This window comes from Paenarthrobacter sp. 10N417 (genome assembly GCF_056394745.1).
The window spans coordinates 89850-111579 of the sequence record NZ_JBFTIL010000007.1 but is presented as its reverse complement, the minus strand read 5'-3'; the positions used below and the strand labels follow the sequence as shown (position 1 = coordinate 111579).

Below are 21730 nucleotides of genomic sequence, written 5' to 3'. Positions count from 1 at the left end.
TCCACCACTTCCCCACTCCCCCGCCGCGAACATTCAACTGCCCCTGCCCGGGGCCGTGGTCGCTCCCGAAACCCGCCAACCAGCACGGCTGGCTCTTTCCTCCCGCGGAAGCAGGGGCCACATCGCCAAGTGAGGCTGGGCCCCAGGCAGAGCCTGAACTTCTGGGTCTCCCGGAATCGTCGGCTGACAGTTGCACTGCTGCTCTGCCTGGCCACGGGCATTACAGTCCAACAGCTAACCCCTGCCTCTGAGCAGCACGTCAGCATTCTCGTCGCTGCCCGTGATCTTGCCGCAGGCACCAGCCTCACAGTGGCCGACTTCACCACTGTTGATGTGCCGCCCGACCTCGCGATCTCCGGAGCCCTGGAGGATCACGTTTCACTGGTGGGCCGCCAGCTTGCCTCGCCCTTGACTAAAGGGCAGATTCCCACTGAATCCAATCTTCTGGGGCCGGGTCTTCTCACTGGTGCACCTGTAGGTTCAGCTGCGGTCCCTCTTCGCATGGCTGACCCTTCATCCATCCAGCTTCTGTCCCCGGGACAGCTGGTGAATGTAGTACTCACTGCTGCAGGATCATACGACGAGTCCCGGCAAACCGAAGTCCTGGCCGCCTCCGTCCCTGTTCTTTGGACGTCTGCCCAAGGGGGTAAACCTGGCCAATGGCTTGGCACCAGCGACACCGACGGCTTGATGGTGGTAGCTGCAGATCCCCGGCAAGCAGAAAAGCTTGCCGGCGCATCCACGCTTGGCAAGCTTTTCTTCGTTTTGGTCAATCCCTAGGTTTTGGTCAATCGCTGGGGGTTTTGGTCAATGCCCAGGTTTCGCCCATCCCTGATGCAGGGCTTGGATTCGGTGATCTCATCAGCCCCAATGCGGTGGCTTCTGCTCCTTCAACCACTGCTCATGGTCATAGTTGCCTTCGTCGCCCCAACGCCGGGGATCGTCTTCAGCGGCCTTGGTAGGCAAGATTCCACCGGAAGCTTGCTTCGTCGCTGGCGTCTTTGACTCTGCCTGCTCTTCAGCGTTTTCGGCGCCTACAGCTGCGGTCTGTTCGTCAGAGCCGCTTTCGTTGTCGGTTCCCTGTTCATTCACTGGTACTTCAGTCCCATCCTCTGGATCACTGGGGGTTGGATTGCTGGCTTCTGCGTTGCTTGGTTCGCCATCCGCCCCCCTGCGCCTGTTCACATCTGTCTGTCCGGGCTGCTGGGATTCCAGCGATGCCTGGGGACTTCCCGGGCTTTGCCGATGCGAAGCCCGGGTTGCGGAGGAACTGCTGTACGAGGAGCTGCTGTACGTGGACATCCCATATGAGGAGCTGGAATACGAGGAACCTGCATACGAGGAGCCAGCATTATCCAGATTCAATTGTTCAACATCCATGTCCAGGAAGCCATGCTCCGCTGGCGGGGCGGCCTGGGGAACATGGTTCTCAAGTCCCAAATAGGACCCGATTCGATCTGCGCAGGACGACGGATCCGTGAACACTTCGATGGTCCACAGGGACATGTAACGCCAGCCCATGCGTTCCAGCAGCTGGGGCCTCAGACGGCTGCGTTCACGGACACTCATGCGTCGGTAACGCTCCGTGCCATCGGACTCGATTGCCACTGGCGTGGGAATCTCGGCGCCTTCCCGTCCAATGGTGTGGACGGGATCGGCAGCGGCGGCAATGTCCAGGACACCGTCATACAGGTGCCACACGCGGGCACCCCTTGCCCGCAACCTCTCGCCGAGATCGGCAACCAGGGGGTCCTCCCCCAAAGCCTGTTCGCTTGCAACGGCGCGCGAGGCAGGAGTTCCAAGGTTGCTGTTCCCGGACAGTTCCCGGTCCAGCAGTTCGTAAAAGTCCACAGCGCCGTGGGCCAGGCGATCCAGATCCAAATCTTCCGGACGGAAGCAGCTCAGGACGTGCATGGAACGGCGGGCGCGGGTCATCGCCAAGGCGAAGCGGTTTCGTCCGCCCTCAATGGACAGGGGTCCGAACGAGTGCAGGGCGCGGCCATGAGGTGTCCGGCCGTAGCCCAAGGAGAAAATGACATGATCGCGCACCAGGCCTTGGGCTCGCTCGAGGTCCACGACGCGGAAGGACTCAGGGCCGGCGCCGAAGAAGGCGGACAACAAGGGGTGGTTGGGTAACTGAAGCCGGATAGCCTCGCCGATCCGCGCAGCGTGGCGCAGGCTGGCCGTGACCACCGCCAAGGACGTGCGGGGCCGGAGTCTGGCATGCTCGAAGACAAGATCCACCACGCGGTTGACCTCCGCCGTAACGGACTCAACGCCCTCATGGTCCGCGCCGGGGAGGCCGGTTCCATCGGGGATGTACTCCACCAGGATCGAACGATCCAGGCCAGTCACCGAATTGCCATCAGGCAAACGCCGGAGGCCGCCGTCGTAGTAGTTCTTGCTCAGCTGCAGGATCAGATCCTCATCGACCGCCCGGTAAACCCAGTTCAGCTGCCAGGTGGGCAGGACGCGTGCCAAGGCTTTGAACGCACTGTCCACGCTCTCGTGGCTGGCCACTCCCGCCACGGGGGGTTCGACGGCAACGCTGAAGGTGCGGGCGTTCGCGACCTTCGCATCCCCGAAGGCTATGACTTGCCGGGCCCGTGCAATCGCCGGGAGGACGGCCTGAAGTGAGGTCGATTCGGCGTCGATGATGATGACGGCGTCAAACTTCTGCTCCGCCGGAAGAACTCCCGTCAACAGGTACGGGCTCACCGACCACACCGGAACAAGCAGGGGCACGAGGTCAGGGGCCTGCGCACTCAAAGCAGGGAGCGTCACCCGACCATCCTTCAGCAGGGCACGCAGCAACTCGGCTTGCCGGGGGTGCTCCACTATCCCTTGGCCCCACTTCCGGGCCAACTGCCACCGCAAACGGGCAGCACCACTGGCAATGTGGGCTTGGTCCGCGAGACGGTACTCAGCTTCAAGACGGCGGAGAGAGTCGCCGTCGGACATGGCGAGGTAGTCATCACCACTGATCATTGCTTCCAAGGCAGACTGCCACCAGGCAAGGTCCAGCTCGGCTGCCACCGAAGCGGCCGGAACTTCACGGGCGGCAAGGTCAGCGAGCAGCTCGCCGAGTCCGTGCTCGCGCATCTCCTCAATCAGGAGTGTGCGCTCCGGAAGTGTTTCAAGCGTGGCTGTATCCGCTACCAGCCGTTCGAGCCGCTCCATCAGTTCCAGATACGGAGTCTGGTGCAGCGAACCACCGGCCGAAGTGTGCTTGAGTGCCTCACCCAGACGGCGAAGCTCGCCATCGAGTTCGCGGTACAAGGACCCGAGGTCGGCGAGCCCCGACGGCACGGCCGGGTGACGTTGGGTGGTTGCATAGCCCGCCCACAGGGCACGCTGCTCCTGGACCAGGACCAGGGAGCTGTGCAGGTCCGCGATGTGAACGCCAGGCCGCACATACTCCTTCGCAACCCGCCGCAGCCTCGAACGCTGCATGGACGGCATCTCCAGGTTCCGCTCCCGCCTCCACGCCGAGCTTGCAGTTGCAGAGATGAGATCGTGAACCGGGCGATCAAAAATATCCGGAGTGAACTTGTCCAGGCTTTCGCGCACGGCAATCAGCAATTCAAGCTGTGCGCCCCACTCGGTGAAGGTGTCCGCCAAACGGATCTCGGCGTGATCCGAAACCTGCTTCATGCGCTCGCGCAGGACGGGAAGTTTCTCCTCGGCGATGCGGGCAAGCTGTTGGGCCTCTTCTGTCTCCTTGCGGGTTACGAGTCGGGCACCGTACCAGGGGCTGGAGGTGGAAGCCCGGCTGAAGCTGCCCAGCTCGGCAGCACGACGCAGGCGCCCAGCCAGTTCTTCACGGTCCTTGATGTTGTCCAGCACACTGCGCTTCAGGCGCACCGTGGTGGACGGCGCCGGGTGGATGGACGTCAGCTCGGCCAACGATTGCATAGCCTGGTACGGCGAGCATCCCCAACGTTCGCGGACATTGTGGAGCGAGGCAACATGGTCCCTCAGGGCATGCCGGTGTCCGATCAGCGTCTGATGGAGGTTCCCGAGTTGGGGTTCCAGCGCCTTTTCACTGCGCATGATGGCACGGACCAACTGGCCCTTTAGCTGCTGCGGTGTGGTGCCGTTGCCCGGACGGAACAACATCGAATCCAGGCCCAGCGATTCCAGGTGCGCAGAAAGTCCCGCCAGGCTGGACTGCCGGTCTCCCACCACAAGGACGGATTTGCCTTCGCTGACCAAGGCGCCAATCGCATTGATTGCCGTCTGGGTCTGGCCGCTGCCCGGTGGGGTGCTGACAACAAGCGAATCTCCGGCGCGAACAGCGTCCACAACATACTGCTGGTCCGTGTCAGCGTCGAGCAAGAGGAGTTCGTCTGCCGGGTCGCGTTCATCAAGGCTGGGGAACCGCCCTGCTTTGATGGGTTCGGGCTCAATCTCGCCACCATTGGCAGCAGTTGCCAGCGCAGCCACGGTGGGGTTGTTCATGTTGATCCACGGATCATCCAGGTTTCCCGAAAGATCAGCCAAAGTGGTCACGAGCAAGTTGAATTCAACCTCGGCGCCGTGAATGGGCTGAACCAGGGTAGCCAGGCGATCCAGGACCGGTTGGGGGTCAAGCCGGGCCGTGTTGTAGGCCATGCGGGCTACTGCATTGACGTCGAAGACGATGCCGTGGACGGTCTTCAAGTGACGTACCAAAGCCGGGTTCATGCGTGCTTGCGCGGTGAGCTGCAACTCGAAATCGTCCTCGCCCGGGCGAACGGTCAGGATAATGGAGGTCAGCATGACAGGGGCGGAAACCCGCTGGGGTTTGCCGCCTACGGCTGAAGTCCACACCACCGTGCCGGCGGAGAGGTACCCGGCCTCGATACCGCGATCATTGCTGAGCTCAAATATTTTGGAGCGAATGTTGCGTGCGGCCCGTGCCGCCACCAGATATTGCTGCCGGTCGCGGATAAGCGTGGACAACCTCGTTCTACGCCCAGCCAACAGCTGCGCGAGGCCCGACGGATGTGCGTTGCTGAGATCGATGGCGCCTTCGGGCGTCTTCACGAAACGCAGCATCGTGTCCGCCCCTGTAACGGGCTTAAGTCCGGACAGCCATTTGCGGAGCTCTTCGGAGCCCTCTTCCTGGCCTTGACCTAATGACACAACTGCTGCCTTCTTTTCTGTACTAGCTTTAGACGCCTTGGACCATACCGGCATACTTTCGAGGGTAGCGGGAATACTCCTTCAGCCCGCTCCGCAACACTGTGGCAATGCGAAATTCGCCGTCATTTCACAGCTGAAAGAACAGTGGCCGGCCTCCCAGGGGAGGCCGGCCACTCAAAATGCTATTCCCACTCGATGGTTCCCGGCGGCTTGCTCGTGACGTCCAGCACCACGCGGTTAACTCCATCCACTTCGTTGGTAATGCGGTTGGAGATGCGCGCCAGGAGGTCATACGGCAAACGCGACCAGTCGGCCGTCATTGCGTCCTCGGACGATACCGGACGGAGAACGATCGGGTGGCCGTAGGTACGGCCATCGCCCTGGACGCCGACACTGCGGACATCAGCCAACAGAACCACCGGCATCTGCCATACATCGTTGTCCAAACCGGCAGCAGTCAGCTCGGCACGGGCAATGGCGTCAGCCTTACGGAGCAGGTCGAGACGCTCCTTGGTGACTTCACCAACGATCCGGATACCGAGGCCGGGGCCGGGGAACGGCTGGCGGCCTACGATTTCCTGAGGCAGGCCAAGCTGGGCACCGACCGCGCGGACTTCGTCCTTGAACAGGGCGCGCAGAGGCTCGACGAGCTCGAACTGCAGGTCCTCAGGAAGCCCACCCACGTTGTGGTGGCTCTTGATGTTCGCAGCCCCCTCGCCGCCGCCGGACTCGACGACGTCCGGGTACAGCGTGCCCTGGACCAGGAACTTGATCTTCTCACCCTCGGCAGCCGCCTGGGCGATGATGGCCCGCTCCGCTTCCTCGAAGGCGCGAATGAATTCACGGCCAATAATCTTGCGCTTGGTCTCGGGATCGCTGACTCCGGCTAACGCAGACTGGAAGCGCTCTTGCTCGTTGGCAACATACAGATTTACGCCTGTAGCTGCCACGAAGTCGCGTTCAACCTGTTCTGCTTCGCCTTCGCGAAGGAGGCCGTGATCCACGAAGACACAGGTCAACTGGTCTCCAACGGCCCTCTGGACCAGGGCTGCGGCAACGGCCGAATCCACACCGCCGGAAAGACCGCAGATGACCTTGGAGTCGCCAATCTGCTGGCGGATGCGATCCACCTGCTCTTCGAGGATATTCCCCGTGGTCCAGTTAGGGCTCAGGCCCGCGCCCTTGAACAGGAAGTTCTCCAGGACGTGCTGGCCGTGCACGGAGTGCTTGACCTCCGGATGCCACTGCACACCGTAGAGGCGCTTTTCCTCGTTGGCGAAGGCGGCTACCGGTGCGCCGGCCGTGGTGGCCAGCACTTCGAAACCCTCGGGAGCTTCCTGGACGGAATCGCCGTGGCTCATCCAGGTGTTCTGTGAGGAGGGCACGCCATCAAGAATCGAGCGGGCATCGCCAACCACCAGTGCTTCGGTGGCGCCGTACTCCCGGAGGCCCGTCTCGGCCACCTTGCCGCCCAGTGCGTTGGCCATGGCCTGGAAGCCGTAGCAGATACCAAAAACGGGCACCCCGGCTTCAAAAAGGTCCGCTCCAACGCGCGGAGCACCTTCTGCGTAGACGCTGGAAGGTCCGCCGGAAAGGATGATGGCTGCCGGGTTTTTGGCCAGAAGCTGCTCGGTGGTGAAGGTATGCGGAACAATTTCCGAATACACATTCGCTTCGCGGACGCGGCGGGCAATCAGCTGCGCGTACTGGGCACCGTAGTCAACAACCAGCACCGGCTTCTGGGAAGTCTGGGGTGCGGTGGGAGTAGTCACCAACCAAGACTACTTTGCCGGGCCGCCCCGGTGCACGTTGGCAGCGGCCCGAAGAGGTCAATTACGGGGTGGTGGTTAGGTATCTCACACCCTAACGCCTCTTGGGCTGGCCCCGACGCCGCTAGTAGCGCTTTGAGGCCTGCGGGTTGGCTGCCAGTTCGGCCTCAACCTGAGCGTGGAACTTCTTCTCGACGATGAACGACATCAGGGGTACGACACCACCCAAGGCCAGCAAGACCAGCTTGGAGAAGGGCCAGCGCATGAGCGACCACAACCGGAAGTTGGACACCAGATACACCACGTACATCCAGCCATGGACGATCAATACAGTGGTGGAGATGTTGAAGCCACCGATCACGCCCTTGGGCTCAGACTCAGCGAATCCGAAGCCAAACGGCTTACCGGTCACGGCGTCCGTGCCACCGGCAAAGAGCGATACGCCGAAGCCATAACGGGCAATCAGCTCCGCGCAGAGCAGCAGGAGCATGGCACCGGTCAGGTAGGCCATGACTTTGTAGAACTTCAGCGCCGAACGGATCTGGGCTTCCGTTCCACCAAACTTGCGCTTCTTCGGCTTGGGTCCGGACTGCTCGGGCTGGATGGCCGGCTTGGGCTCAATCATTACTGCACCTTTTGTTCTGGCCCAGGTTGCTGGGGTTCAGGGCTTGTTGGTTCGTTGGGGTGGTGATTATCTTCGTCGAACTCGTCGTCTTCGAGCTCGCGACGGTAGTCGTCAGCCACCATCCGCCACCAGATGTACAGGGCGAATCCTGCGAAGACCACCCACTCAACGGAATAGAAGAGGTTCAGCCAGTTGATCTGTTGTTCCGGCGGCTGCGCAGGGATGTTGAGGGGCTTTACCGCGTCATTGACGACGACGGGAACACCTCCGGCTAGTTCTGATGTTGCGGCAACGAAGCCTTGGTAGCTGGAGACGTCCCAGACGTTGATGAGTTCGGCAACGGCCACCGCAGACGCCCGGCCTGGACCGGCGTCGACGTTTGGCACCGGCGCTTCAGAGGGCAGCAGGCGGCCGGTCAGCGTGATGGTGCCCGACGGCGGCGGAACGGCTTGGGCGGCGTCGGCCACCCAGCCCCGGGCTACTGGAATCCAGGTCTTGGGCGAGGCCGCGACACCGCTCAGCTTCGGAGCATTGTCCACAGCGAACGCCGAGACAATCCAGAATCCCTTCTGGCCGTTGTACAGGCGGCCCTCCACGAGGACCTGCTTGGCGGGATCGTAGGAGCCGGTGGCCGTGACCATCTGGTCTGAGACAGAACCAGGGAAGAACTGCCCGGGCTGCAGGACGTCCACCAGCGGCTTGACCTCTTCAATGCCGGGCGATACGGGAGCTTCGTGCTGGGTGGACCGGCTGAGCTGCCACTGGCTGAGCAGCACAAAAACCGCGGACAAGAGAAGCGCAAAGACGAGTCCTGCGATCCAGCGGGGTTTCAGCGCGGTTTTCAACACCCCTTAACCGTACTTCGTCCGGCTGTAGAACAACGAAACGAACGGTAGGAACCTTAGCCCTGGAACGGGTCCGTGGCGGCCATCTCAATAGTCGAATCTCAGTGGTCGAAGAACACCAGGCTGGAGTTGATGAGTTCGGAAATGACCTCGGTATCGTGCGCCCGGCGCAGGGACTCCCGGAATGACTCCTTGGAGAGCGAACGCGCCAACGTAGCAAGGACTTCCAAATGATCCGAGAAGGAGCTGGCAGGGGTGGCAATGAGCAGGATCAGCGTGGCTGGGCCATCAGTGGCACCAAAATCCAGGGCATGGCCGAACTTCGTGACGCCCACTGCAATGGAAATCCGGTCTACGAATTCACTGCGCGCATGCGGCAGTCCAATGCCACCGGGAAGTCCGGTAGCCAGCTGGTGTTCCCGGGAATGGACCTGCTCCAGGAAGCCCTGGAGGTTCGAGATCCGGCCAGCCGCGTGAAGCCGTTCCGCAAGTTGTGCCGCAGCGTCGATTTTGTCCTCGGCAACGAGCTCCAGGATGACGGTGTCTGGCGTCGTCAGTTCCGCGTCATACCGGTCAAGTGGTTCAGCCAAGTCGTGTTCCCTCCAATGTGGCCTTCCGGCCGCAGGTCCTGTGTTTGCTCAGCGAAGGGGAACGATGTCATCGACTCCCATGCGCGCGGCGTCAGCTGATTCGTCATCGGGTTGTTGCTGGCTAAGCCGCTCAGCTTCCACCCGGGCCAGATAGTGCTTTATTTCGCTTTCCCGCTGTGCTTCGCTCCAGCCAAGGATTTCTCCCATCAGCTTAGCCACTACTGGCACCGCTGACACACCCCGGTCCCAGGCTTCGATCGAGATTCGGGTGCGGCGCGTCAAAACGTCGTGAACATGACGGGCGCCCTCATGGGTGGTGGCGTAGACCACCTCTGCGGCAAGGTAATCGTCCGCACCGGGAAGCGGCTCCCCGAGTTCGGGTTGCGCCGCGATGAGATCCAGCACTTCCGAGGCCATGGACCCGTAGCGGTTGAGCAGGTGCTCCACGCGGGCAACATGGACGCCGGCTTCTTCCGCTGAGCGGCCGCGGCGGTTCCAGGCGGCCTTGAACCCCTCTGCACCGAGCAACGGGATTGTTTCGGTGCAGCTGGAGGGAACCCGTTCATCCATCGCCCGGGTGGCTTCATCCACCGCATCTTTTGCCATGACGCGGTAGGTAGTGAACTTCCCGCCAGCCACCACCACCAGCCCTGGCACCGGATGAGCCACCACGTGTTCGCGGGAGAGTTTGGCGGTGGAGTCGTTTTCCCCTGCAAGAAGGGGGCGGAGTCCTGCATAGACGCCTTCTACATCCTCGCGGGTGAGGGGCCGCTTAAGGACCTTGTTGACGTGCTCCAAAACGTAGTCAATGTCCTTGCTGGACGCGGCGGGGTGCGCCTTGTCCAGCTTCCAGTCGGTGTCCGTTGTCCCGATGATCCAGTGTCGGCCCCAGGGGATCACGAAGAGCACTGACTTCTCCGTGCGCAGGATCAGCCCAACTGTGGATTGGAACCTGTCCCGCGGTACCACCAGGTGAATGCCCTTGGATGCCCTGACCTTGAGCTGGCCCCGATCCGTAACCATTGCCTGGGTTTCGTCAGTCCACACGCCCGTGGCATTGACTACCTGCTTGGCACGCACTTCGAAGACGCTGCCGTCTTCCTGGTTTTCCAGCTTGGCCCCCACCACGCGTTCGCCTTCCCGGAGGAAGTCCACCACACGCACCCTGTTCACAGCATGGGCGCCATAGTGGGCTGCGGTGCGCACCACGTTGACCACCAAACGGGCGTCGTCCACTTGGGCATCGTAGTAGCGGATGGAACCAACGAAGGCATCGTCCTTGAGGCTGGGAGCCGCCCTGAGGGTGCCGCGCCTGAAGAGGTGTTTGTGCATGGGAACACCGCGGCTGTGTCCGGAAGTGAGACCCAAGGTGTCGTAAAGCATGATGCCCGCGCCCACATAGGGGCGCTCCCAGAACCTGCGCGTCAGGGGGTAGAGGAAAGGCACAGGGCGGACCAGGTGGGGTGCGATCTGCTGGATCAGCAAACCACGTTCCTGCAGGGCCTCCTGGACCAGCCCGAAATCAAGCATTTCAAGGTAGCGGAGGCCACCATGGATGAGCTTGGATGATCGCGATGACGTCCCTGAAGCCCAGTCCCTTGCCTCAACTATGCCCACCGTGAGGCCGCGGGTCACGGCGTCGAGGGCTGCTCCAGCCCCCACCACTCCTCCGCCGACAATCAGGATGTCCAACTGCTTGCCGGGTTCGGCAGTGGCTTTCAGGACTTCAATGGATGCGGCACGGGATTCCGGGCTTAATGCTCCCGGAGAATTCACCTGCGGACCGCCTGCGACATTGCTCATCGGACCCCTCCTCAAACGCAACTGCTGGTAGTCCCCTACCCTACTTGTTGGCCGGTCCGATTGGCAGAAGTCCTAGTTGCCCGAGTATGGGGATACTACGACGTCCACGCGCTGGAATTCCTTGAGGTCCGAGTACCCTGTGGTCGCCATGGACCGACGCAGAGCGCCAATGAGGTTGGACGTACCGTCGGTGTGGTGCCCGGGCCCGAAGAGGACTTCCTCCAGGGATCCGACCGTGCCAACGTTGACGCGGTCGCCACGGGGTGATTCGAGATGATGCGCTTCCGGACCCCAGTGCCAGCCGCGGCCCGGAGCTTCTTCGGCGCGCGCGAGGGCACTGCCCAGCATGACTGCGTCCGCTCCCATCGCGATGGCCTTGACGATGTCGCCCGAGCGGCCCATGCCGCCGTCGGCGATGACGTGGACATAGCGCCCACCGGACTCATCCATGTAGTCGCGACGGGCCGCAGTGACGTCTGAAATGGCCGACGCCATGGGCGAATGAATGCCCAGCGCACGGCGCGTGGTGGTGGTAGCACCTCCACCGAAGCCAACCAGGACGCCTGCAGCACCCGTGCGCATGAGGTGCAGGGCCGGTGTGTAACCAGCTGCTCCACCAACGATCACGGGGACATCGAGTTCGTAGATGAACTGTTTAAGGTTCAGTGGCTCATGGTTTTTGGAGACGTGCTCGGCGGAGACCGTGGTGCCACGGATGACGAAGATATCGACGCCGGCAGCCACCACGGTCTTGTAGTGTTCCTGGGTGCGCTGTGGGGTCAGGGAGCCGGCCACGGTGACGCCGGCGGCGCGGATCTCTGCCAGGCGGGAGCTGATGAGCTCTGGCTGAATGGGTGCCTGGTAAAGATCCTGCATTCGGCGGGTGACGGCCGGGCTGCTGGTTTCGTTGGCCAGGCCTGCGATCTCGTCGAGCACCTTCTGTGGGTTTTCGTACCGGGTCCAGAGGCCTTCAAGGTCCAGGACGCCAAGACCACCCAAACGGCCCAAAGTGATGGCCGTGCCCGGGGACATCACAGAGTCCATGGGGGCGGCAATCACCGGCATGTCGAACTTATAGGCGTCGATCTGCCAGGAGACAGAGACGTCCTTCGGGTCACGCGTCCGACGATTCGGAACGATCGCGATGTCATCCAGGGAGTAGGCACGACGCCCACGCTTGCCACGGCCAATCTCAATCTCATAAGTCACTGCTCGAGTTTATCCCACCAAAACCAAGCCACCGTTTTGTTCCGAGCTGCTCTTAGGGGGTGTTCTGGCTGGTCTCTTCCACAGTGAGCTGGGATTCGAACATCCGGAAGTAGCGGCCCCTCAATGCCACCAGCTCCTTGTGCGTTCCTTGTTCGGCAATCCGGCCATCTTCGAGCATGTACACAACATCTGCCCTTTCGATGGTGGCCAGCCTGTGGCTGATGGCAATGATGGTGCTGTTCCGGTCCGCGAAAAGCCGGGTGAAGATCCGGTGCTCAGCCAAAGCATCGATGGCCGACGTCGGTTCGTCCATGACCATGAAGGAGGCATCCCGGTAGAAGTTCCGTGCCATGGCCAATCGCTGCCATTGCCCGCCTGAGAGCCCACTCCCCTTGCGCCCGCGTGGATCCTCCATCCAATTGCTCACATGGTTTTCCAGGCCGTTGGGCAGCTTGTTGATGAATTCCATGGCCTCGGCATCTGAGGCTGCCCTCCGGATGCGTTGCTCGTCCCGGGCTTGATCGACATCGCCCAAATAGATGTTCTCCGCAGCCGTAGCGAATTCATACTTCAGGAATTCCTGGCTCAGGACCGCAAGGTGCCGGTGCCAACTGGTCACGTCGATTCCGGTGAGATCGACGCCGTCGAGCAATACTCGGCCTGAATCCGGCCGGTAGAGACCGGCCAGGATCCGGATCAGCGTGGACTTTCCTGCGCCATTCTCACCAACTATCGCAATGTGCTGGCCTGCCCTGATGGTCAGGGAAATGCCCTTGATAACTTCAATGTCACTCCCCGTATAGCTGAAGCGGATATCCCGCATTTCCACAACGGACGGCGACTTCACCAAGGGAGGTTCGTGGCCGCTGGGCACCGGAAGCGCCATGAACAGCTCGTAGTCTTTGAGGTTGGCAAGGTCTTCGTCAATGGAACTCAGCGACGAGACCAGGTTGCTGGCGGTGGACAGGGCCCGGCTGACGATCTGTTGGATGTAGAGGAACTGCCCTACCGCCTGTGCCCTGGCAATGATTTGTCCCACCACCCAGATCAACGACACTACTTCGGCCCCATACTGCAGGGCGTCCGCTGCGAGTTGCTTGGGGATGTAGCGCTTCTGGAAGTCCAGCCGCCGGCGCTCGTCAGCGTCCCGAAGCCGGGACCGCAGGTCCATCAAATAGCCCACGATTCCATAGAGCCGCATCTCGGCAATGTGCTGGGGCCTCAGGAGGTTGGTCTCGATCATTCGCCGTTGACGCCGGGAATCCACCTGGGTATTCCAATGCGCTATTTGCTCTCGTGAGAGTTTGAACTGCAAGTAGACGCTCGGGACGATCGCTATAAGGACAATGACAGCGATCCACCAACTGACCAACAACAGCGCACCGACTGCCAGGATGACCGAAACCAACTGCGTAAAGATGGCCGCGATCCGGTCCAGGACCCGCGCATAGGAATCGGAGAACCGCTTGGCGCGATCGTAGAGGTCCACCGTTTCTTTGTCGTCATAGCGCCAGAACTCCAGTGCCAGGAAGCGCTCGTACATCATGTCGCCGACGATCGCGCCTACTTTGAAGCTCATCAACTGCTGGATGTATCGGTCGACGCTGCTGAAGGCGCCCCAAAACAGTCCCAGCGCGGCAGTAATGATGACGTACAGTACCGCCCGCGGACCGGCGTCGGGATCTCCCGCGTAACCGGCGGCCAACGCCGTGGTGGTCAACGCGGCGAAGTAGGTGGTTACCAGCGGCAGCGTGGCCGAAATCAGGGAGCCAGCCACTTTCATGATGACTGCAATCGGCGATGCCTTGAAACTCACCTTCAGGACCTGCCCGACGGCGCGTGCGTACGGCCGGAGGGCAAGCTTGCGGGGCGCTTTGCCGGGTTGGACTGAATTCAGCCGGACTGACTCCGGGTGCCGCGGTTGTGCGGGCTTTTCGGACATGTCCCCAGCCTATTCCTCCCCACAGACATTTCCGTTGCGGCCCTTAAACAGCTGTTCCCCGTGGAGGCTTCCACGGGGAACAGCTGTTTAAGAAACTGATGTCAGCGGGAACCGTAGTTGGGTGCCTCCACCGTCATCTGGATATCGTGCGGGTGCGATTCCTTCAGGCCGGCAGGAGTGATCCGGACGAACTTGCCGCGTGCCTTGAGTTCGGCAATCGTGGGGGCGCCGGTGTAGAACATGGTCTGGCGGAGGCCACCGACCAGCTGGTAGGCCACCGATGCCAGCGGACCACGGAACGCGACGCGGCCTTCGATGCCTTCCGGGATGAGCTTGTCATCACCGGACACGTCAGCCTGGAAATAGCGGTCCTTGGAGTAGGACGTGTTCTTTCCACGGGACTGCATGGCGCCAAGGGAGCCCATGCCGCGGTAGCTCTTGAACTGCTTGCCGTTGACGAAGATGAGCTCGCCGGGAGACTCTTCACAACCAGCCAGCAGTGAGCCGAGCATCACGGTGTCCGCGCCGGCAACCAGTGCCTTGCCAATATCGCCCGAGTACTGGAGTCCGCCGTCGGCAATCAACGGCACGCCTGCCGGGATGGCAGCCTTCGCGGATTCGTAGATGGCCGTGATCTGGGGAACGCCAACGCCGGCTACAACACGGGTGGTGCAGATGGAGCCTGGGCCCACACCGACCTTGATGCCATCGGCACCAGCGTCAATCAGGGCCTGGGCTCCTTCACGGGTTGCTGCCTGGCCACCAATGATGTCCACGTGGGCAGCAATCGGGTCTGACTTCAGGCGGCGGATCATGTCCAGCACGCCCTGGGAGTGGCCGTTGGCGGTGTCCACGAAGAGTGCGTCCACCCCGGCGTCGATGAGCTTCATGGCGCGTTCCCAACCGTCGCCGAAGAAGCCGATGGCAGCGCCTACGCGCAGGCGGCCTTCGTCGTCCTTGGTGGCCAGCGGGTACTGCTCTGCCTTGGTGAAGTCCTTGGTGGTGATGAGGCCCTTGAGACGGCCCTGCTCGTCAACGAGCGGGAGCTTCTCAATCTTGTTGGTGGCCAGCTTGTGCGAGGCTTCCTCGCGGCTGATGCCCACATGGCCGGTGATGAGCGGCATCTTGGTCATGGCATCGCTGACGCTGCGCAGCGGGAATTCAGATTCCGGAATGAACCGGGTGTCGCGGTTGGTGACGATGCCCAGCAGCCGCCCGTCGGTGTCCACCACGGGAAGGCCGGAGACGCGGTAGCGGGAACACAGCTCGTCCAGTTCCTGCAACGTGGCCTGCGGGCCGATGGTCAGCGGGTTGGTGATCATGCCGGATTCGCTCCGCTTGACGCGGTCCACATGCTCAGCCTGATCATCGATGGACAGGTTGCGGTGCACGACGCCCAGACCACCCTGGCGGGCCATGGCGATGGCCATGCGGGACTCCGTGACGGTGTCCATGGCAGCGGAAAGCAACGGCGTCTGCACTGTGATGCGCTTGGAAATCCGGGAGGACGTGTCCGCGTCAGAAGGGATGACATCGGTGTGTCCGGGGAGGAGCAGGACGTCGTCGTAGGTCAGGCCTACGAAGCCGAAGGGATCGTGTTCGGGCTGGGTCATGAGTGCGGCCTCTTACCTGGGTTCTGGGGGCTTTAACTGGTAGGGGTTGCAACTGATGACCAGCCCGTCATTACGGGACTGGCCTGTGCATTAATTGGCCTATGCATGAGGTACTGCAAGGCAAAGGTGCTTCGGGTATTGAATAAATAGTAGAACCTCGGCGGCCATCGCCATATTCCGCGGCGCCTGAGTGTGAGCAACAGCACTGGCGGAAGGTCGGCGTCGTGCGTTCCGTGCTCCCGCGGGGCGGCGAGGCTAGCGCCCGGACTGACCAGTCGAGTCGGACCAGCCCGTCGCGGCGAGGAGCCGCTCCTCGAACATCGGGATCATGCTCTGCACATAGGTCTTGGTGAGATGGTTATCGTCCTTGTAGACGTACACATTCCCCACCACTGCCGGACACGTGCCCCGTTCGCAGATGAAGTCGCTCATGTCCATCAGGTACAACCGATCCACCTTGCCCGCGTAGTCGTCCAGAGGCGAGGACGCAGCCAGGGAATCTTCCAGCGGAGGGTTGCAGTCGGGCGAGTCAGGGCCCTTCTTCTGCACGCACTCGGGCATGTTGATGCTGAACCGCGGGTTGTCACGGATGCCCACGACGTCGATTCCTGCATCCGTGAAGGGCTTGATGCCTTCCAAATAGCCGGGCACTTCGGTCTCGAAAGGGGCCGTCACATGAGTCAGAGACGCCACGGTGAACACCGCATCGGGTTTGTGTTCCATGACGTAAGCCGCACTCGCCTTGTTGAAGTCGTTGCAGTCACTGGTGCGCTCAGGAGAGTCGGCACCGAACCGGCAATTCCCCTTCAGCAGAGTTACCACTTCCCAGCCATGCTCCTTGGCGATGGGGCCCAGGGCGGCCATGTACTGCTGGGCATGGGAATCGCCGAGCACCACGATCCTCTTGGTCACGACTTCGGGTTCTGCATTCTGGAGGCACCCCTGCAGCAACGGATCTGACGGCACGTTGGCGCCAGTACACAGGCCATCGATGTCCGCCCATTCATCCTTCATGGCGGCGGGTGCGGGAATGATCATTGCCTCAGGCGTCGGTTGGCCCGCGAACTCAGGCGACAGCGCTGCAGCACCGGGCGTCAGTTCTTTTGGCTGATCCGCAATCGCCACGCTTTCGGCGGCGATGGCACCCTGCCAGGCGGTCATCGGCAGTGCCAGCAGCGCACCGCAGGAAACAATGACGACGGCGGCCCGCCAGGACCGGGCGTCCGGCCACTGCCAGCGGCGCATGGGCACCTCGACGTACCGGGTGGTGGCAACGGCCAACGCCATCGACGCTGCCATGATGCCCAAGCCCTGCAGGAGGTTCGGGCTGGTGGTCTCCGTGACGAGCAGGAAGAACACCAGGACCGGCCAATGCCACAAGTACAGGGCGTAGGAATTGTTGCCCACCAGGACCAAGGGCTTTGAGCTGAGCACACGGTCAGCACCAAATCGGCTGTTGCTCTGGCCCGCAACGATAACCGCCGCGGCTGCGAGGGTTGGCCAGAGAGCCACGAATCCCGGGAAGGAACGGTCCACCGTCAGGATCAGGCCGCACGAGAGCATGGCGAGCAGCCCCGCCCAACCCAGGAATACCCGAAGCCGCTGAACTGGTTTGAGGTACGGGAGAGCCAGTGCCAGCAGGGAACCCAGCGCAAATTCCCACAGCCTTGTCCGGGTATCGAAATACGCATACGCCTGATTGTGGGCAGTCTGGTCGATGGAATAGACCAGCGAGGCCACAAAGACCAGGCCGAACGCCATGAACAGCAGCTGCCGGTGTTCTGTGGCCTTGCGGCCTGGGAACAGCTTTGCAAGTTGCGGCTGCAGCAGGGCCACCGCTGCGAAAATCAGTGGCCACAGGATAAAGACCTGGCCTTGCACGGACAGGGACCAAAAGTGCTGCAGGGGACTCGCTCCGGAATGGTCCTGCGCATAGTAATCAACGGCAGAATCCGCGAGCTGCCAGTTCTGCCGGTACAGCAGGGAGGCCCAAGCCTCGGCGAGCACATCCGGCCACCGGCTCTGCGGGATAAAGGCCCAGGTTCCGGCCAGGACTGCCAGCAGGACCACGACGACCGCGGGCAACAGCCGGTTGAACACATGGAGCCAGTGCTGCAGGAGCCTCAGGGGCTTACGGTTTTCGAGCTTCCGCGTAAAGGACAGGGTCATCAGGAAAGCCGAGATGAGTAAAAAGACGTCTACGCCGCCGGACACCCGGCCGAGCCAAATGTGGTAAGCCGCCACCATCAACACAGCCAAGGCACGCAGTCCCTGGACCTCCGGGCGGAAGGTTCGTTCCGCCGTCGTGGGCTTCGCTGTAGTGGGCTTCGCTGTAGTGGGCTTGCCACCCAAAGGTGCTGTTGCTTTCACCTGTCCGCTCATTGCGCCCACCCCGTCGCGGCAAACCACCTTTCGTCGAACATCTCGCCCATGCTGGTGACGTAGGTCTTGGACAGGTGGTTGTCATCCAGGTAGACGAACACATTTCCTATGACGCTGGGGCACTGGACACCATTGCAGAGGAGATCCGTCATATCCAGGAATGCGGCATTTCCAAACTTTCCCTGTTCGGCCGCGAAGGGGCTCTCCGCAGCCAGGACGTCATGCTGGTCAGACTTGCAGTCAGCGCTGTCCACGCCCTTGGACAGGGCACACTCGGTGACATTGTGGTCGTACCGTGGGTTGTCACGAATGGCCACCACCTGGATGCCGAGGTCGTTGAAGTTGGTGACGGACTGCTCAAAGCCGTACACCAACTCCTCATCCGGTGATGAGGGGGCCGCCTTGGTGCCCACCATGAACACGGAATCCGGGGTGTGGGATGCCACGTATTTGAAAGCCGCCGAGTTGAAATCATTGCAGTGCTGGTCAGCGTCAGGGTTCTCCGGCATGAACGGACAACCGCCCAACAGGAGGGCCGTGACCTTCCAATGCTCAGCCTCAGCGAGAGGGCCGAGTGCGGCCAGCCACTGCTGGGCATGGGAGTCGCCTAGGACCACAATGCTCTTGGTGGCGTCATCGCCCACACCGTTTTGCTGGCAGTTCTCCTGCAGAGTCTTGTCTTCCGGCTTGGAAACTCCCTCGCACGTCCCACCCAGGTGTGCCCAGTCTTCAGGCAACTGTTCTGCCGTGGGAAGTGTCTTGGCATCCTTGCCGACTTGGTTTACATAGCCTGGAAGGAGGGCATGGGCTCCAGGGTTGTCGTTGAATGCCTGCGTGTCAGCGGCCTTCTGGTCCAGATACTGCTTGTACTGGAAGCCGAGCAACGGCGCACACGCCACGGCCAGGCAGACGGCGATGGAGATGGCTGCGCGGCGACGTTTCACCTCCGGCCACTTCCACTCCCGGAATGGCTTCTCCACGAACTTCGTGGTCAGGAAGGCCAGGACCAATGCCAACGCCACAATCGCGGTGCCGGACAGCCACCCGGCGTGGTCCTTGCCGCTCCAAGCCAGGGCGATCACCAGGATAGGCCAGTGCCAGAGATACAGGGCATAGGAGTTATCGCCAAGACGTACCAGGAATTTGGAACTCAGGATCCGATCCACGCCGAAGCGGCTACCGGTCTGTCCCGCTGCAATCACTGCAACGGCAGCCAGCGTGGGCCAGAGCGCAACAAAGCCGGGGAACGCAGTTTGGACCTGCAGCAGGATGCCGCAGGTAAGCATGGCGGCAACGCCGATCCACCCCATCGCCACGCGGACAGGTTTGGAAAAGTCCAGGGCAGGCAGGATCAGGGCAACAAGTGTTCCGAGGGCGAACTCCCAAAGCCGGGCGAAGGTGTCGAAGTACGCCACAGCCTGGTTGTTGGCCGTAAAAATAATGGAGTACGTCAGGGAAACGACGAAGATGAGCGCAAAAACGTACGCGAGCGAGGCCCGGTACCGGAGATCGAATTTGCGGCAGATGACCGCCATCACGGCGAAGATCACCGGCCAGAGAATGAACACCTGGCCCTGGATGGAAAGTGACCAGAAGTGCTGCACAGGACTGGCGAGACTGTGGTCCGTGGCGTAGTAATTCACCGCGAGAGTCTGCAACAGCCAATTTTCGTAGTAGAACAAAGAGGCCCAAGCCTGATTGACCACTTCCACCCAGCGGGTGGGAGGCAGGAAAGCAAAAGTAGCAGCCAGTGTTCCAAAGAGGACAACCACCACTGCCGGGAGCAGGCGCCTGAACAAGTGCAGCCAGTGCCGCAGCAAGTCCATCGGGCGCCGCTGTTTGAAGCGGCTCGTGAACTGAAGAGTCATGAGGAAGGCCGAGATCAGCAGGAAGACATCAACCCCGCCTGACACCCGCCCAATCCAGATGTGGTAGCTCACAACCATGAGCACAGCGAGGGAGCGCAGGCCCTGGATTTCGGGTCGGAACGTGGACTTTACAACGGGACCGGTAGCCCGCCTGTTGGGACGGGCGGGCGGTCGGATCGTTGATGTAGTCACGTTAGGCAGTTCCTCAAGGCTATTGCACAAAGCATCCATCATACGCTGTTCCGGGCGCCGACCCCAGTTGGGCCGGCCTGCGGAACCGCCTTACGAGTGTCTATTAGCTCAGGTTGGACTATGCGTTTGCAAAGATGAAACTGTGCGTTGCCTGTGCTGCGGGCACTTCTTTTTGAAGGTCAGCCACTATGCCAAAGCCGGCCGACGCTCAGCTGTGAACTGCCGGTCTGCTGTGATCTGGCGTGCCAGATAGCGGGCGTCACGGCCAACTCCTGGAAGTGTTGCCGAAACTGCCGCGAACAGAAACTCCTGGCCAAGGAAGTAGAGACCGGGCACAGATTCCACCACTCCCCTCTTGTGGGTCGGAATCCCATCGCCGTTCTGGTACGGGAGCTTCAGCCACGAGTAATCCTCCCGGTATCCGGTACACCAAATGACGTTCGCCACATCCAAAGTCCGGCCCTCTTCCAGCACCGGTTTACCTTGCTTTACCCCGGCTATCCTCGGCAGCAGTTCCACCTTCGCGTCACGCAGATCCTTGGTGCGTGTCCGGATCAAAGGTGCCGCCATCATCTTGAATGCCGGCGCCACCTTCCGGCCAACCGGGGTATTAAGGGTCAGGACGTGAAGTCCTGCGAACCGGATCACAGGCAGGACAAACCGGGCCGCGGCGCGTCCATGGCGAACAGGGAGTTCGCCACTGGCTTTGCCAGCCAGCAACGTGGTGTGCGTTCTGCTGGCTTCAAGGGCAATTTCCGCGCCGGAATTGCCGAGCCCCACCACGAGCACTGGCCCAGGTTGGAGTTGCCCGGGGTTTTTGTACTCCTGCGAGTGAAGCTGCACGATGCCGGGATCCAGCTCAGTGGCGAATGCCGGCCGCTTAGGCAGGCGATATCCACCGGTAGCAACCACTACGTTGTTGGCGATCCAAGACCGGTCACCGGAGCTCACAAGAAAGCAATCACCCTGTTGCGTCACCCCGTCAACACGGACTCCGTGGATCACGGGCAGACTGAACCGCCGTGCATATTGTTCGAGGTAGTCCGCCAACTCATCCTTACTGGGAAACGCCAACGGGTCCCCTGGGAAAGGTGCGCCCGGCAATCCGTCGTATTTAGCCGGGGTGAAGAGACGAAGCGAATCCCAGCGTTGACGCCACGAATCCCCGGTCCTGGCGTTCTCATCAAGGATGACGAAGTTGTGGTGTCCTTTGGCCAGCCAATAGCCGAGCGCCAAGCCGGCCTGGCCACCGCCCACGATCACAGTATCGAACTGCGAATCACTAGCATTTTTCATGGCATTTCCTTTCTCGTTAATCCAACGCGGGGTCACTTATGGCCCATGGCAGGGGCCGACATGGGCCTTAAGTGACCCCGGGTTGCTGGGGTTGCAGTTGCTGGGGTTGCAGTTGCTGGGGTTTCAGCCGGAGCCTTCCGGTACCGCAGGCACCACACCAACATCAAGACCGACGTCACCACGTAAAAGGAGTGCAACAGCCACACGGGTCCCGCCGGAAGGTCGAAGACGTAGAAGGAATGCACGGCGTTGGCGATGTTGGTCAAAGTGATGTTGCTCAAACTGTAGGAGGCCAGGTCCTTGGTGCGGACTGCCTTGACCAACATGGGCAGCATGCTGGATGCAAAGAGCACGGTGGATACGGTGCCGGCGAGCAGTGGAATGTTCATAAGCCCAAACTAGGAGTCCGGCACCCTCTGCCGCGTCGGCCAAATGACGCATCCTGCTGGATGGGGCATGGGTATTTATG

14 protein-coding genes are annotated in these 21730 nt (G+C 61.5%); 1 reads left to right on the top strand and 13 read right to left on the bottom strand.

What is annotated here, in order from left to right; all coding sequences use genetic code 11:
* Nucleotides 1–129: 129 nt before the first annotated feature.
* Complete coding sequence (cpaB, locus tag AC1DCM_RS10485) at nucleotides 130–780, top strand: Flp pilus assembly protein CpaB (protein WP_477518184.1); 651 nt, start codon at nucleotides 130–132, stop codon at nucleotides 778–780.
* 81 nt (nucleotides 781–861) lie between these two features.
* Here the strand turns inward: cpaB and AC1DCM_RS10480 are convergent, their stop codons facing one another.
* From AC1DCM_RS10480 to AC1DCM_RS10420, 13 genes are all read right to left on the bottom strand, one after another.
* Nucleotides 862–5181 carry an AAA family ATPase gene (locus AC1DCM_RS10480; protein ID WP_477518183.1) on the bottom strand — a complete coding sequence of 1440 codons (4320 nt, stop codon included), beginning with the start codon at nucleotides 5179–5181 and terminating at the stop codon, nucleotides 862–864.
* A 128-nt stretch (nucleotides 5182–5309) separates the two neighbouring features.
* Entirely contained in the window at nucleotides 5310–6899 is a 1590-nt protein-coding gene (gene guaA / locus AC1DCM_RS10475) for a glutamine-hydrolyzing GMP synthase (RefSeq protein WP_442018783.1), read from the bottom strand.
* A gap of 121 nt (nucleotides 6900–7020) precedes the next feature.
* Nucleotides 7021–7521, bottom strand: a complete 501-nt coding sequence (locus tag AC1DCM_RS10470) for a DUF3817 domain-containing protein (RefSeq protein ID WP_477518182.1) — start codon at nucleotides 7519–7521, stop codon at nucleotides 7021–7023.
* Complete coding sequence (locus AC1DCM_RS10465; protein WP_442004112.1) at nucleotides 7521–8369, bottom strand: SURF1 family protein; 849 nt, start codon at nucleotides 8367–8369, stop codon at nucleotides 7521–7523. The genes AC1DCM_RS10470 and AC1DCM_RS10465 overlap by 1 nt, the downstream gene beginning before the upstream one ends.
* 98 nt (nucleotides 8370–8467) lie before the next feature.
* Nucleotides 8468–8956, bottom strand: coding sequence for a PTS sugar transporter subunit IIA (locus AC1DCM_RS10460; RefSeq protein WP_216925144.1), 489 nt, complete (start codon nucleotides 8954–8956; stop codon nucleotides 8468–8470).
* 48 nt (nucleotides 8957–9004) lie between these two features.
* Nucleotides 9005–10759 carry a glycerol-3-phosphate dehydrogenase/oxidase gene (locus AC1DCM_RS10455; RefSeq protein WP_442018780.1) on the bottom strand — a complete coding sequence of 585 codons (1755 nt, stop codon included), beginning with the start codon at nucleotides 10757–10759 and terminating at the stop codon, nucleotides 9005–9007.
* Nucleotides 10760–10831: 72 nt separating this feature from the next.
* The gene (locus tag AC1DCM_RS10450; protein WP_477518181.1) at nucleotides 10832–11968 is read right to left on the bottom strand and encodes a GuaB3 family IMP dehydrogenase-related protein; all 1137 of its coding nucleotides are present in this window, start codon (nucleotides 11966–11968) and stop codon (nucleotides 10832–10834) included.
* 52 nt (nucleotides 11969–12020) lie between these two features.
* The gene (locus AC1DCM_RS10445; RefSeq protein ID WP_477518180.1) at nucleotides 12021–13910 is read right to left on the bottom strand and encodes an ABC transporter ATP-binding protein; all 1890 of its coding nucleotides are present in this window, start codon (nucleotides 13908–13910) and stop codon (nucleotides 12021–12023) included.
* Nucleotides 13911–14011: 101 nt separating this feature from the next.
* Entirely contained in the window at nucleotides 14012–15523 is a 1512-nt protein-coding gene (gene guaB / locus AC1DCM_RS10440) for an IMP dehydrogenase (RefSeq protein WP_223933862.1), read from the bottom strand.
* A 255-nt stretch (nucleotides 15524–15778) separates the two neighbouring features.
* Nucleotides 15779–17905 (bottom strand): acyltransferase family protein, encoded by a 2127-nt coding sequence (locus tag AC1DCM_RS10435; RefSeq protein ID WP_477518179.1) that lies wholly within the window; start codon nucleotides 17903–17905, stop codon nucleotides 15779–15781.
* A complete protein-coding gene (locus tag AC1DCM_RS10430; RefSeq protein ID WP_477518357.1) occupies nucleotides 17902–20004 on the bottom strand; it encodes an acyltransferase family protein in 2103 nt (700 codons plus the stop codon). Before AC1DCM_RS10430 ends, AC1DCM_RS10435 begins: the two co-directional genes overlap by 4 nt.
* A 147-nt stretch (nucleotides 20005–20151) precedes the next feature.
* Nucleotides 20152–21261 carry a flavin-containing monooxygenase gene (locus tag AC1DCM_RS10425; RefSeq protein WP_477518178.1) on the bottom strand — a complete coding sequence of 370 codons (1110 nt, stop codon included), beginning with the start codon at nucleotides 21259–21261 and terminating at the stop codon, nucleotides 20152–20154.
* Between the two features lie 32 nt (nucleotides 21262–21293).
* Nucleotides 21294–21650: a hypothetical protein gene (locus AC1DCM_RS10420; protein WP_477518177.1), complete on the bottom strand. Its 357-nt coding sequence runs from the start codon at nucleotides 21648–21650 to the stop codon at nucleotides 21294–21296.
* Nucleotides 21651–21730 lie beyond the last annotated feature (80 nt).

Bases quoted from the DNA above. Each gene is read 5' to 3' on its own strand.
- AC1DCM_RS10480 (WP_477518183.1), bottom strand. From the start codon at position 5,181: ATGCCGGTATGGTCCAAGGCGTCTAAAGCTAGTACAGAAAAGAAGGCA.
- AC1DCM_RS10435 (WP_477518179.1), bottom strand. From the start codon at position 17,905: ATGAGCGGACAGGTGAAAGCAACAGCACCTTTGGGTGGCAAGCCCACT.
- guaB (WP_223933862.1), bottom strand. From the start codon at position 15,523: ATGACCCAGCCCGAACACGATCCCTTCGGCTTCGTAGGCCTGACCTAC.
- AC1DCM_RS10420 (WP_477518177.1), bottom strand. From the start codon at position 21,650: ATGAACATTCCACTGCTCGCCGGCACCGTATCCACCGTGCTCTTTGCA.
- AC1DCM_RS10445 (WP_477518180.1), bottom strand. From the start codon at position 13,910: ATGTCCGAAAAGCCCGCACAACCGCGGCACCCGGAGTCAGTCCGGCTG.
- AC1DCM_RS10425 (WP_477518178.1), bottom strand. From the start codon at position 21,261: ATGAAAAATGCTAGTGATTCGCAGTTCGATACTGTGATCGTGGGCGGT.
- AC1DCM_RS10430 (WP_477518357.1), bottom strand. From the start codon at position 20,004: ATGGATGCTTTGTGCAATAGCCTTGAGGAACTGCCTAACGTGACTACA.
- AC1DCM_RS10470 (WP_477518182.1), bottom strand. From the start codon at position 7,521: ATGATTGAGCCCAAGCCGGCCATCCAGCCCGAGCAGTCCGGACCCAAG.
- AC1DCM_RS10455 (WP_442018780.1), bottom strand. From the start codon at position 10,759: ATGAGCAATGTCGCAGGCGGTCCGCAGGTGAATTCTCCGGGAGCATTA.